The organism is Pseudomonas sp. (genome assembly GCF_041601375.1).
In the GTDB taxonomy this organism is placed as follows: Bacteria; Pseudomonadota; Gammaproteobacteria; order Pseudomonadales; family Pseudomonadaceae; genus Aquipseudomonas.
Map to the genome: position 1 here is coordinate 1 of NZ_JBFIIG010000112.1, position 13,712 is coordinate 13,712.

A 13,712-nucleotide genomic window follows, 5' to 3' on the forward strand; every position below is an offset into this window, starting at 1 on the left:
GGCATGGCCCGCTCCTACAGGTGGCCGCAGCCGACAGGCACGAGGCCGTTCAGCACCTGGTGGTGCAAGGAAAAAACCCGAGTTTCCGGGTTTTTTCCTAGATGGCATGCTTAACTCTGCATTCGTTTTTCATTCCCAGACAGAGAGAGGACTCCTCAATGACTCAAGTAACCCTGCATGGCGGCCCGGTACAAGTCGATGGTCAGTTTCCAGAGGTCGGTCAGCAAGCTCCGGCCTTCACCCTGGTCGGCACCGATCTGGCCGATGTCAGCCTGGCCAGCCTGGCGGGCAAGCGTAAAGTGCTGAATATTTTCCCCAGCGTCGATACCCCGACCTGCGCGACCTCGGTGCGCACCTTCAACGCCGGAGCCGGCAAGCTGGATAACACCGTGGTGCTGTGCATCTCCGCCGACCTGCCATTCGCCCAGGCGCGTTTCTGCGGGGCCGAAGCCCTGGACAACGTGGTCAACCTGTCGACCATGCGCGGTGCCGAGTTTCTCAAGGACTACGGCGTAGCCATCGCCGACGGCCCGCTGACCGGCATTGCCGCCCGCGCCGTGGTGGTGCTGGACGAGAACGACAAGGTCCTGCACAGCGAACTGGTCAAAGAGATCGGCGACGAGCCGAACTATGAGGCGGCCATGGCTGTACTCAAGTAATACCTGGCAACACAGCCGACGGCCTCCCTTGGAGGCCGTTTTCATTTATGGCTCAGGGGCTTAGCAAGGTAAGCCGGAGGTAAATAGCCGGTAAAGAGGCTTTGCTTCATGCCCGACACTGCTTATCGTTCAGGCATTCCAAGGAAGTGTCCCCGCCATGCCTGAAACAAACGCAATACCCCAAGCCTCGAAGCCGTCGCGCCAATGGCTGATCGGCCTGCTGCTGTTGGCGGCCAGCATCGCCCTGATCTGGTGGTTCTGGCCCGCTGAACGGCAGCCCCTGGCCGGCGGTCGCTGGGGCGATGGCGGCCCGGTGCCGGTGCGGGTGGCGACTGTCACGCGGGGCGATTTCCCGATCGAGCTGAAGGCCCTGGGCACGGTGACCGCCTACAACACGGTTCATGTGCGTGGCCGGGTGGACGGTGAGCTGGTCAAGCTGCTGTTCGAGGACGGCCAGCGGGTCGAGGCCGGCGATCTGCTGGCGGTGATCGATCCGCGGCCCTATGAAGTGGCCCTGCAACAGGCCCTGGGGGTGCAGCAGGAGAATCAGGCGCAGTTGCACAATGCCGAGTCGGACCTGGCCCGTTACCGTGGCCTGTACGCCGAAGACTCGATCGCCAGGCAGACCCTGGACACCCAGCAGGCCCTGGTCAACCAGTACCGCGGCATCCTCAAGAGCAATCAGGCGGCGGTGGCCGAGGCGCGCCTCAATCTCGACTTCACCCAGGTGCGCGCGCCCATCGGCGGCCGTCTCGGTCTGCGTCAGGTGGATCTCGGCAATCTGGTCAGCTCCACCGACGCCCTGCCGCTGGTGGTGATTACCCAGACCCTGCCGATTTCCCTGATGTTCACCCTGCCCGAGGCCGAGCTGCCGGCGGTGCTGCGCCCGTTCAGGGCGGGGCAGACCCTGCGCGTCGAAGCCTGGGACCGCAACGAGAAACTCAAGCTGGCCGAGGGGCGGCTCGACAGCCTGGACAACCTGATCGATACCGCCACCGGCACGGTCAAGCTCAAGGCGCGCTTCGAGAATGCCGAAGAGCTGCTGTTCCCCAATCAGTTCGTCAATGTCCGCCTGCTGGTCGAGACTCGCGAGCAGGCACTGCTGATTCCCGCCGCGGCCCTGCAGTTCGGGGCGCGTGGCACCTTCGTCTATGTGATCGATGGACAGGACAAGGTGCAGCTGCGAGCGGTGGTGGCCGGGCCGAGCAATGGCCAGATGACGCTGATCGAGCAGGGCCTAGAGCCCGGCGAGCGCCTGGTGCTGGAGGGCACCGACCGCCTGCGTGACGGCAGCCTGGTCGAGGTGGTCGGCGATGGCCAGGCACCCACCGTCAAGCAAACCAGCGTGCGGACTCCGGCGGACGCATGAACGCTTCCCGCCTGTTCATCCTGCGCCCGGTCGCCACTACCCTGATCATGCTGGCGATCTTCCTCAGCGGCCTGATCGCCTACCGCCTGCTGCCGGTGTCGGCCTTGCCCGAGGTGGATTACCCGACCATTCGCGTGATGACCCTTTATCCGGGCGCCAGCCCGGACGTGATGACCAGTGCGGTGACCGCGCCGCTGGAGCGCCAGTTCGGCCAGATGGCCGGCTTGCAGCAGATGTCCTCGACCAGCTCCGGCGGCGCCTCGGTGATCACCCTGCGCTTCAGCCTGGGCGTGCACCTGGATGTCGCCGAACAGGAGGTGCAGGCGGCGATCAACGGCGCGAGCAACCTGCTGCCCGGCGACCTGCCGGCGCCGCCGGTGTACAACAAGGTCAATCCGGCGGACACCCCGGTGCTGACCCTGGCGATTCGTTCGGACAGCCTGCCGTTGCCGCAGGTCTTCGACCTGGTCGATACCCGCCTGGCGCAGAAACTGGCGCAAACCAGCGGCGTCGGCCTGGTCACCCTGGCCGGTGGCCAGCGTCCGGCGGTGCGCATCCGGGTCAATCCGCAAGCCCTGGCCGCCTATGGCCTGAACCTGAGTGACGTGCGCAACCTGATCACCGCGAGCAACGTCAACCAGCCGAAGGGCAACTTCGATGGCCCGACCCGGGTCTCGCAACTGGATGCCAACGACCAGCTCAAGTCGCCGGCGGAATACCGCGAGCTGATCCTCAGTTACCAGGACGGTGCGGCGCTGCGCCTGAAGGATGTCGCCGAGATCGTCGACGGAGCGGAAAACCAGCGCCTGGCAGCCTGGGCCAATCAGAGCGAGGCGGTGCTGGTCAATGTCCAGCGCCAGCCCGGCGCCAACGTGATCGAGGTGGTCGAGCGCATCCAGGCCTTGCTGCCCAACCTCAGCCAAGGCTTGCCGGCGGATGTCGAGGTCCGCGTGCTGACCGACCGCACCCAGACCATCCGCGCCGCGGTAGCGGACGTGCAGCACGAGTTGCTGCTGGCGGTGCTGCTGGTGGTGCTGGTGACCTTCCTGTTCCTGCGCAAACTGTCGGCCACCATCATTCCGTCGATCGTGGTGCCGCTGTCGCTGATCGGCACCTTCGGCGTGATGTACCTGGCCGGCTTCACCCTCAACAACCTGACCCTGATGGCCCTGACCATCGCCACCGGCTTCGTGGTCGACGACGCCATCGTCATGCTGGAAAACATCGCCCGCCACCTGGAAGCCGGCGAAACCCCGCTGAATGCGGCGCTCAAGGGCGCCAGGCAGATCGGTTTCACCCTGATCTCGCTGACCCTCTCGCTGATCGCCGTGCTGATTCCGCTGCTGTTCATGGCCGACGTGGTCGGCCGGCTGTTCCGTGAGTTCGCCATCACCCTGGCGGTGGCGATCCTGATTTCCCTGGTGGTTTCGCTGACGCTGACGCCGATGATGTGCGCGCGTCTGCTCAAGCACGAGCCGCAGGCGCAGCAGGGGCGCTTCTACAGGGCCAGCGGTGCGATTATCGACGCCATGATCGTGCGCTACGGCAGCTGGCTGCAATGGGTGCTCAAGCGTCAGCCGCTGACCCTGTTGGTCGCCATCGCCACCCTGGCCCTGACCGTGGTCCTCTACCTGGCGGTGCCCAAGGGCTTCTTCCCGGTGCAGGACACCGGGGTGATCCAGGGGATTTCCGAGGCGCCGCAGTCGATTTCCTTCGGCGCCATGAGCGAGCGCCAGCAGCGCCTGGCCGAGGTGATCCTGCGGGATCCGGCCGTGCTCAGTCTGTCGTCCTATATAGGTGTGGACGGCGACAACCCGACCCTCAACAGCGGGCGCCTGCTGATCAATCTCAAGCCGCATGCCGAACGTGATCTGAGCGCCAGCCAGGTGATCGAACGGCTGCGCCCCGAACTGGCCAAGCTCAGCGGCATCGAGCTGTACCTGCAGCCGGTGCAGGACCTGAGCATCGAGGATCGGGTCAGTCGTACCCAGTACCAGTTCAGCCTGGAATCGCCGCAGCTGGCTCTGCTGGAGGAGTGGGTGCCCAAGCTGGTCACCGCGCTGCGCCAACAGCCGCAACTCAGCGATGTGGCCAGCGACCTGCAAAGTCGCGGCCTGCAGGTATTCCTGCAGATCGACCGGGACAGTGCCGGGCGCCTCGGCGTGAGCATCGCCGATATCGACGACGCCCTCTACGACGCCTTCGGCCAGCGCCAGATCTCCACCATCTACACCCAGACCAGCCAGTATCGGGTGGTGCTGGAGAGCGACAGCGCCGGCAGCCTCGGCCCGGCCGCACTGCGCCAGATCCATGTGGCGACCGCCGCCGGCGGGCAAATCCCCTTGTCGTCGCTGGCGCGCATCGACGAGCGCGCCGCCAGCCTGCTGATCAACCATATCGGCCAGTTCCCGGCCGCGACCCTGTCGTTCAACCTGGCCGAAGGGGTCGCCCTCGGCGAGGCGGTGGCGCTGATCGAACAGGTGCAGCGCGACATCGGTTTGCCGGCAGGGGTGCAGAGCCGGTTCCAGGGCGCGGCCGAGGCCTTCCGCGCCTCGCTGTCGAGCACCCTGCTGCTGATTCTGGCGGCGATCGTCACCATGTACATCGTCCTCGGCGTGCTCTACGAGAGCTACATCCACCCGATCACCATCCTCTCGACCCTGCCCTCGGCCGGGGTCGGCGCGCTGCTGGCGCTGCTGCTGACCGGCAACGAGCTGGGCCTGATCGCGGTCATCGGCATCATCCTGCTGATCGGCATCGTCAAGAAGAACGCGATCATGATGATCGACTTCGCCCTCGACGCCGAACGCAACCAGGGCATGAGCCCGGAGGAGGCCATCTACCAGGCGGCGCTGCTGCGTTTCCGCCCGATCCTGATGACCACCCTGGCCGCGCTGTTCGGCGCCATCCCGCTGATGCTGGCGAGCGGCTCCGGCGCCGAGCTGCGTCAGCCGCTGGGTCTGGTGATGGTCGGCGGCCTGCTGCTGAGCCAGGTGCTGACCCTGTTCACCACCCCGGTGATCTACCTGTACTTCGACCGCCTGGCGCGGCGCCTGAGCGGGCGCAGCGCGGCGGGCCTGGTCGTCGAGCGATGAACCTGTCCGCGCCCTTTATCCGCCGGCCGGTCGCCACCCTGCTGCTGAGCCTGGCGATCCTGTTGCTCGGCGGGGTCAGCTTCGGCCTGCTGGCGGTGGCGCCGCTGCCGCAGATGGATTTCCCGACCATCACGGTGCAGGCCAGCTTGCCGGGGGCCAGCCCGCAGATCATGGCCTCCAGTGTGGCGACGCCGCTGGAGCGCTCGCTCGGCACCATCGCCGGCATCAGCCAGATGAACAGCCGCAGCAGCCAGGGCAACACGCGGATCATGCTGCAGTTCGAGCTGGACAAGGACATCAACGCCGCCGCCCGCGAGGTGCAGGCGGCGATCAATGCCGCGCGCGAACTGCTGCCCAGCGGGATGCGCAGCATGCCGAGCTACCGCAAGGTCAACCCGTCGCAGGCGCCGATCATGGTGCTGTCGCTGACCAGCGCGGTGCTGGACAAGGGCCAGCTGTATGACGTGGCTTCGACCCTCCTGGCACAGAAGCTGGCCCAGGTCGGCGGCGTCGGCGAGGTGACCATCGGCGGCAGCTCGCTGCCGGCGGTGCGCGTGGCCCTGGAGCCGCGTCTGCTCGACCAGTACGGCATCGCCCTGGACGAGGTGCGCCAGGCCATAGTCGCGGCCAATGCCAAGCGGCCCAAGGGCGCGGTGGAGGATGGCGACCGGCACTGGCAGGTGCAGGCCAGCGACCAGTTGGAAAAGGCCGCCGACTACCTGCCGCTGATCATCCGCTACCAGGACGGCGCGGCGGTACGCCTGGGCGATGTGGCGACGGTCAGCGACGGCGTCGAGGACCGCTACAACAGCGGTTTCTACAATGACCAGCAGGCCGTGCTGCTGGTGGTCAACCGGCAGAGCGGGGCCAATATCATCGAGACCATCGCCGACATCCGCGATCAGTTGCCGGCGCTGCGCGCGGTGATCCCGGCCAGCGTCACGCTTGCGGTGGCGATGGACCGCTCGCCGGTGATCCGCGCCACCCTGCACGAAGCCGAGCGCACCCTGCTGATCGCCGTGGCCCTGGTGATACTGGTGGTGTTCGCCTTCCTCGGCCGCTGGCGGGCGGCGCTGATTCCGGCGCTGGCGGTGCCGGTCTCCTTGGTCGGCACTTTCGCCGCCATGTACCTGCTGGATTTCTCCCTGAACAACCTGTCGCTGATGGCGCTGATCATCGCCACCGGTCTGGTGGTGGACGACGCCATCGTCGTACTGGAGAACATCGCGCGGCACATCGAGGCCGGCGAGGCGCCCATGGCCGCGGCCTTCAAGGGCGCCCGCGAGGTGGGCTTCACCCTGCTGGCGATGAACCTGTCGCTGGTCGCGGTGTTCGTCTCGATCCTGTTCATGGGCGGCATCGTCGAACGCCTGTTCCGCGAGTTCTCCATCACCCTGGCGGTGGCCATCGTCATCTCCCTGCTGGTGTCGCTGAGCCTGACGCCGATGCTCTGCGCGCGCTGGCTCCAGCCCGCAACCCCCGAATGCCAGGCGGGGGCGGGGCAGCGCTACGGCGCGCGGCTGCAGGTGCGGGTGCTGGAGCTCTATCGGCGCAGCCTGGATTGGGCGCTGAACCACTCGCTGTTGATGCTGCTGAGCCTGCTGGCGACCATCGCGCTGAATGTCTTCCTGTTCGTCAGCGTGCCCAAGACCTTCCTGCCGCAGCAGGACACCGGCCAACTGATCGGTTTCATCCGCGGCGACGACGGCCTGTCGTTCCAAGTCATGCAACCGAAGATGGAGGTTTTCCGCCGTGCGCTGCTGGCCGACCCGGCGGTGGACAGCGTCGCCGGCTTTATTGGCGGCTCCGGCGGGATCAACAACGCCTTCATGATCGTACGGCTGAAACCGGTGAGTGAGCGCCAGCTGTCTTCGCAACAGGTGATCGAGCGCCTGCGCCGCAGTGTGCCCAAGGTTCCCGGCGGACGGATGTTCCTCATGCCCGATCAGGACCTGCAGATCGGCGGGCGTGAAGGGCGCAGTTCAGAGAATGAGTACATGCTGCTGTCCGGTGACCTGGATCTGCTGCGCCAGTGGCTACCGATTGTGCGTGAGGCGCTGCGTGCCTTGCCCGAACTCACGGATATCGACGCCAAGGAAGCCGAGGGCGCCCAGCAGATCCGCCTGCTGGTCGACCGCGATGCGGCCAAGCGTCTGGGCGTGGACATGGCCATGATCACCAGTGTGCTCAACAACGCCTTCAGCCAGCGTCAGGTGTCGACTATCTACGACAGCCTCAACCAGTACAGCGTGGTGATGGAAATCAACCCGCAATACGCCCAGCACCCCGAAGCGCTGGCACAGATCCAGTTGATCACCGGGGACGGTGCCCGGGTGCCGCTGTCGAGCTTCTCCCGCTGGGAGCGCAGCATCGAGGAGGACCGGGTATACCACCAGGGCCAGTTCGCCGCAGAGAACATCAGTTTCGCCCTGGCCGAAGGCGTCGGTCTGGAACAGGCCAGCCTGGCCATCGAGCGCGCGGTGGCGCGGCTCAATCTGCCCGGCGGGGTACAGGGCATGCTCGGCGGCACCGGCGCGGCCTTCCAGCAGACCCAGCGGAACCAGCCCTGGATGATCCTGCTGGCCTTGGGGGTGGTGTATATCGTTCTCGGCGTGCTCTACGAGAGCTATATCCACCCGCTGACCATCCTCTCGACCCTGCCCTCGGCCGGGGTCGGTGCCTTGCTCGCGTTGCAGCTGATGAGCATCGAATTCAGCCTGATCTCGCTGCTCGGGCTGTTCCTGCTGATCGGCATCGTCAAGAAGAACGCCATCCTGATGATCGATCTGGCCCTGCAACTGGAGCGTCAGGAGCAGCTGAGCCCCCAGGAGTCGATCCGCCGCGCCTGCCTGCTGCGCTTCCGGCCGATCATGATGACCACCCTGGCGGCAATCCTCGGTGCCCTGCCGCTGGTGCTGGGCAGCGCCGAAGGCTCGGAAATGCGCCAGCCGCTGGGCATCACCATCGTCGGCGGGCTGATCCTCAGCCAGTTGCTGACCCTCTACACCACGCCGGTGATCTACCTGTATTTCGACCGCCTGCGCCACCGGGTCAACCGCTGGCGCGGCGTGCGTACCGATGCTGCCCTGGAAAATCCGCTATGAACACTTATCTCCCAGTACGGTGTTGTGTCCAGCCGCTGGCGTTGAGTGCGGGGCAGTTCAACATCGTAGGGTGCGCCGTGCGCACCAAGAGTTTATGGCTTGCGCTGGTGCGCACGGTGCACCCTACCGATTGCTGACCCTGCATCGCCCAAACGCCTTATGCATCACCTGATTGGTACATAGCCTTATGAAAGCCCTAGTTGCCTACCGTTTACCCACCTTGCTGGCCTTGAGCCTGGCCCTGAGTGCCTGCGCCATTGGCCCGGACTACCAGCGCCCGCCGCTGGCCACCCCGGCGCAGTTCAAGCAGATCGAGGGCTGGACAGTCGCAGCCCCCGGCGATGCCCTGGAACGCGGCGCCTGGTGGGAGCTGTACGGCGATGACGAGTTGAACGCCCTGGTCGGCCGCCTCAACCTGTCCAACCAGAACCTCGCCGCCAGCGAGGCCCAGTACCGCCAGGCCCGCGCCCTGGTACGCGGCGCGCGCGCGGCCTTCTACCCGAGCCTGTCGAGCAGCGCCGGGGTGAGCCGGGCCGGGCAGGGTGGTGGCGACAGCAGCCTGCGCACCGCGGATGGTTTCGGCGTCAGCGGTTCGAATGCGGCGAGTATCTCGACGAGCTACGACCTGAGCCTGAACGCCGCCTGGGAACTGGATGTCTGGGGCAAGCTACGGCGCTCGCTGGAGTCCAGCCGCGCCGGTTTCGCCGCCAGCGCCGCCGATCTGGCCGCGCTCAAGCTCAGCCTGCAGGCCGAGCTGGTGCAGAGCTACCTGCAACTGCGCGTGCTGGATGATCAGCAGCGTCTGCTCGACGCCACCGTGGCCGCCTACGCGCGTTCGCTGCGCCTCACCGAGAACCAGTACCGCGCGGGCATAGTGGCAAAATCCGACGTCAGCCAGGCGCTGACCCAGCTGAAGAGCACCGAGGCCCAGGCCATTGATCTGCAGTGGCAGCGCGCCCAGTTGGAACACGCGATTGCCGTGCTGATCGGCGTGCCGCCGAGCGAACTGAGCATAGTGCCGCGCGAGCAAATGCCGACCTTGCCGGCGATTCCCGTGGCGCTGCCCTCGCAACTGTTGGAGCGCCGCCCGGATGTGGCTGCCGCCGAACGCCGGGTGATCGCCGCCAATGCAGAGATCGGCGTGGCCGAAGCGGCCTGGTACCCGGATCTGACGCTCTCGGCCAGCGGCGGCTACCGCGGCAGCAGCTTCGCCGACTGGGTCAGCCTGCCCAACCGCTTCTGGTCGCTCGGCCCGCAACTGGCGCTGAACCTGTTCGACGGTGGCGCGCGCCGCGCCGAGCTGGAGCGCAGCGAGGCGGCCTACGATCAGACCGTCGCGCAATACCGTCAGGCCGTGCTGGACAGCTTCCGCGAGGTGGAAGACTACCTGGTGCAACTGCGGGTGCAGGAACAGGAGGCCGTGTTCCAGCAACAGGCGCTGGACGCTGCCCGCGAGTCCCTGCGCCTGATCGAGAACCAGTATCGCGCCGGCGCCGTCGACTTCAACAGCGTGGTCAACGTGCAGGCCACCGCGTTGAACAATGAGCGCAACAACCTGACCCTGCTCGGCAGCCGCCTGACCGCCAGCGTGCAACTGATCACCGCCCTGGGCGGCGGTTGGCAGGCGCCTGCGGCGGTTGTGGCAGAGCCCTAGCAGCCTTGAAACTCTCGTCGACGGCACTGGACGTTGGCCGCTTCTGAGCTAGGATCCTAGGAGGATATCCAGCGTACGGTAACAGGGACACATCTATGGACAGATTCGTGATGTTGCCCTTCTGGCTGGCCGATCAGCGTTTAGCGGTCACCCTCGATCAAGTGGTGCGCGTGCTGCCGGCCCTGCAGGCCACCCCCCTGCCGGGGGCGCCCGAGACGGTCTGCGGGCTGGTCAATGTGCGCGGCAAGCTGCTGCCGGTGGTGGATCTGGCCCGGCGTTTCGGCTGGGTCCCACCTGTGCCCGGCCTGTGGCAACCCTTCATCTGGCTGCGCAGCAGCACGCGCGAGCTCCTGCTCCCGGTGGAGCGGGTGGAGTCGGTGTATAGCGCTGTGGCCGAGGACTTCATTCCGGCACCGGATCCGCGGGTCCCCTCCAACCTGCTGCGCGGCGTTCTGCGGACCCGTGAAGGACTGCTGCTGATCCAGGACGTCGAACAGCTGCTCAGCGATAGCGACGAGCTGCAACTGGCTGCCCTGTTGAGCGATGACGGGAGATTGACCGATGCAGCGGAATGACGCGCGCTGCTCGCCCTCCCTGCTGGCGGCCTTGAATCACAAGGTGCATCAGCACCTGGGGATGGATTTCTCCGGGCCGCGTGCTGCCGACTTGCTGCGGCGCCTGCAACTGCTGGCCCTGGAGTTGCAAATCACGGATCTCGAGCCCTGGCTGCAGCACCTGGCCTTCGCCGACTGGGATGCGTCCCTGGTGCAGACGCTGATCCCCGTGTTCAGCGTCGGCGAGACCTATTTTCGCCGCGATGCCGAGGCGCTCGACTGGCTGGCAGTCAATCACCTGGGCCCGCTGCTGGCGCGCCGACGCCAGGCCGGGCAGCGCAGCCTGCGCCTGTGGAGTGCCGGCTGCTGCACCGGCGAGGAGGCCTACAGCCTGCTGTTCCTGCTCGATCGGCTGCTCGGCGCGGAGCGCGACAGCTGGACGCTGGAACTGCTCGCCAGCGACATCAACGCGGCCTTTCTCGCACGAGCTGAGCAGAGCCTGTATGGCGCCAATGCCTTTCGCCGCAACGAAGCGGCCTTCCGCAGCCAGCACTTCCAGGCCGAGGGCCGCTTGTGGCGGGTGCGACCGGCCTGGCGCGGGCGCATCCGCTTTATCCAGTACAACCTGGCCGATGGTCTGCATGCCTGTCCGATGCAAGGCGCCGACCTGATTCTCTGCCGCAACGTACTGATGTATTTCTCGCAGACCCGCGCGGCCAGCGTGCTGCACCGGCTGCTCGGCTGCCTGGATCGCGACGGCCTGTTGCTGTTGAGTGCGGTCGAGGCCGGCATCGCCACCCAGGCCGGGCTCAATGGCTTCTGGGCCGGTTGCAACTATGCCCTGAATGCCTCGAGCAGCAGCCCCCGGCGCGGCGCGCCCAGCCTCGACAGCGGGCCGGCCGACCGCGCAACGGACCTGGGCCGCGCGCCACCCGCCACCCCGGCCGTTGCCGGCGGCCAGCTCCCGGAACCACCCCGGGCCGCACCGGCCGTTGTCGTCGAACAGCCCTGGCCGCCCCTCAGCCGTACAGATGCTGGCGCTACTTCCGACGCTTTCTGGGAACAGGCGCAACGGGCCCTGGATGCCGGCCAGTACGCCGCTGCCCGCGAGGCCCTGCTGGCCTATCTGGCCTGCGCCGGCCTGAGCCACGCCCATCAGCACCAGGCCTGCCTGCTGCTGGCGCGCAGTTGGGCCGACCAGCAGTGCCTCGACGAGGCGCAGGACTGGCTGCAGCGGGCGCTGCTGCTGGATCCCGGCTCGGTCATGGGTTACTGGCTGCAGGCCCTGCTGGCACAGCAGAGTGGCGATATTCCGGCGGCCCTGTTGGCGTTGCAGAAAACCCTCTACCTCGACCCCGGCTTCATCCTTGGCCACTTCCTGCAGGCGCGTCTGTTGCGTGTGCAAGGCCGCGGGCGGGCCAGCGACAAGGCGTTACAGGTCTGCCGCCAGTTGCTCGGCGAGCAGGATGAGCAGGCCCTGGTGCCGCAAGGCGATGGCATGAGCTGCGCGCAATTGCGCCGGCTGTGCGAGCAACTGCAGGAGGAGCAACACCCATGCCCGAGCCCTTGAACGACGATACGCGCTGGGCGCACCTGCACGAACGCCTGGCCGAGTTCGAACGGCGCCTGCTCGACGGCTTCGCCATGGTCCCCGAACGGTGGGCTGCCCGCCTAAGCGAGCGCACCCGACAATGGGCCTGCGCGGAGCAGGCCGAGGCGCCGCAGGATCAACTGGAGGTGCTGACCTTCAGCCTCAGCAATGAGCTGTATGCCATCGGCAGCGAGCACGTTGCCCAGGTGCTGCCCTTGCACCAGTACACGCCCTTGCCGAGCACCCCGGCCTACGTGCTGGGTATCGTCAACGTGCGCGGCCGCATCGTCTCGGTGCTGGACCTGCGGGTGCTGTTCGAACTGCCGATCAACGGCCTTGCCGAGCGCAGTTTCCTGCTGATTCTGCAAAACCCGGAAATGGAATTCGGCCTGTTGATCGACCGCGTCCTGGGGGTTGCACCAATTCGTCGCGAGGCCTTGCAAGGCGGGCCGGCCAACCTGTCCGGGGTGCGGGCGAACTACCTGCTGGGGGTCACCGCCGAGCAATGCACGGTACTCGACGGTGCGCGCCTGCTGGGCGACCCGAATCTACGCGTAATGGTCGAAGAATAGGCTCAAGCCAGAGCACAGGAGAGGCATGCAGATGGGCAAAGTTTTGCGGTTCAACATAGGCAGCAAGCTGATCATGGCCTTCGCGGTGCTGATCCTGGGCTTCGGTGGCCTTCTCTTCTTCACTCTGCAACGATTCGTCGGCCTGCAGGAAAGCGAAGAGCTGCAGTTCAAGCACAACTATGAACGGCTCTCCGCGGCGAAGGAGTTGCGCATCAACATCGCAGCCCAGCGCAGCGATCTGCTGTTGGCGATAGACGAGGGCACGCCTGAGGAGCTGGATGAGCGCGAGGCGGAAATTCGCTCGCACAGCGAGAAAAATGACCAGCAGGTGAAGCGCCTGCAGTTGGCGGCCCGCGACGATTCTGAAGTCGGCGATATTCTCGAGCAGTTGCTGGCGGTGCGCAGCCTGGCGGCGCAGACGCGCGAGCAGCAACTGCAGCTTATCCGCAGTGGCCAGTTGGAGCAGGCGCGACAGCTGAGCCGCGGCATACAACAGGAGCGGGTCGACAGAATCCACGAATTGGGCTTGCAACTGGCCAAGCTGACCGATCGGCGCACCGCCGAGGCCCAGGTCCACTCACGCCAGGCGCTGCAGGCCCTGCGCGAGCGGATCCTCAACTTGAGCCTGTTGCTGGTGGGCGCCAGCGCGATCCTGGCCTGGTTGCTCAGCCGGCATATCGCCTTGCCGCTGGCACGCCTGACCGGCTGGGCCGAGCGCATCGGCCGCGGCGAGATCCCCCGCGAAGTCATTGCCAGCAGCCGGCAGGACGAGGTAGGCCGGCTGGCCCAGGCATTCGTCGCCATGAGCCTGTACCTGCGCGAACTGGTGCAGGAGATGAACGAAGGCATCGCCGTACTGGCCAGCTCCAGCGAGGAGATTCTCGCCGCCACCAGCCAGGTGGCCTCAAGCACCCAGGAAACCGCCACCGCGATCAGCGAGATCGCCACCACGGTGGAGGAGGTCAAGCAGACCGCGGTACTCGCCGGCAACAAGTCGCAGGCGGTGGCCGAAAGCACCGAACGCACCCGTCAGGTGGCCCTGGGCGGGCGCCAGGCGGTGGAGGAGGCGCTGGCCGGCATGCAGCAGATTCGCGAGCAGATGCAGGCGGTGGCC

At 66.5% G+C, this 13,712-nt stretch carries 9 protein-coding genes; all 9 read left to right on the plus strand.

Going from position 1 to position 13,712, the window contains the following annotated elements; translation table 11 throughout:
- The first annotated feature begins 158 nt into the window (after positions 1–158).
- A complete protein-coding gene (tpx, locus tag ABZE94_RS14530; RefSeq protein ID WP_372876219.1) occupies positions 159–659 on the plus strand; it encodes a thiol peroxidase in 501 nt (166 codons plus the stop codon).
- Positions 660–816: 157 nt separating this feature from the next.
- A complete protein-coding gene (locus tag ABZE94_RS14535) occupies positions 817–2,028 on the plus strand; it encodes an MdtA/MuxA family multidrug efflux RND transporter periplasmic adaptor subunit (protein ID WP_372876220.1) in 1,212 nt (403 codons plus the stop codon).
- Positions 2,025–5,123: an MdtB/MuxB family multidrug efflux RND transporter permease subunit gene (locus tag ABZE94_RS14540; protein WP_372876221.1), complete on the plus strand. Its 3,099-nt coding sequence runs from the start codon at positions 2,025–2,027 to the stop codon at positions 5,121–5,123. The genes ABZE94_RS14535 and ABZE94_RS14540 overlap by 4 nt, the downstream gene beginning before the upstream one ends.
- Positions 5,120–8,227: an efflux RND transporter permease subunit gene (locus tag ABZE94_RS14545; RefSeq protein ID WP_372876222.1), complete on the plus strand. Its 3,108-nt coding sequence runs from the start codon at positions 5,120–5,122 to the stop codon at positions 8,225–8,227. The genes ABZE94_RS14540 and ABZE94_RS14545 overlap by 4 nt, the downstream gene beginning before the upstream one ends.
- Positions 8,228–8,414: 187 nt before the next feature.
- The gene (locus tag ABZE94_RS14550; RefSeq protein WP_372876223.1) at positions 8,415–9,881 is read left to right on the plus strand and encodes an efflux transporter outer membrane subunit; all 1,467 of its coding nucleotides are present in this window, start codon (positions 8,415–8,417) and stop codon (positions 9,879–9,881) included.
- A gap of 95 nt (positions 9,882–9,976) precedes the next feature.
- Positions 9,977–10,456, plus strand: a complete 480-nt coding sequence (locus tag ABZE94_RS14555) for a chemotaxis protein CheW (protein ID WP_372876224.1) — start codon at positions 9,977–9,979, stop codon at positions 10,454–10,456.
- A complete protein-coding gene (locus tag ABZE94_RS14560) occupies positions 10,443–12,005 on the plus strand; it encodes a CheR family methyltransferase (RefSeq protein WP_372876225.1) in 1,563 nt (520 codons plus the stop codon). The genes ABZE94_RS14555 and ABZE94_RS14560 overlap by 14 nt, the downstream gene beginning before the upstream one ends.
- On the plus strand, positions 11,990–12,598 hold the full coding sequence (locus ABZE94_RS14565) for a chemotaxis protein CheW (protein WP_372876226.1): 609 nt from the start codon (positions 11,990–11,992) through the stop codon (positions 12,596–12,598). Before ABZE94_RS14560 ends, ABZE94_RS14565 begins: the two co-directional genes overlap by 16 nt.
- A gap of 31 nt (positions 12,599–12,629) precedes the next feature.
- Positions 12,630–13,712 (plus strand): methyl-accepting chemotaxis protein (locus tag ABZE94_RS14570; RefSeq protein WP_372876227.1); only part of this gene is annotated, 1,083 nt, incomplete at its 3' end.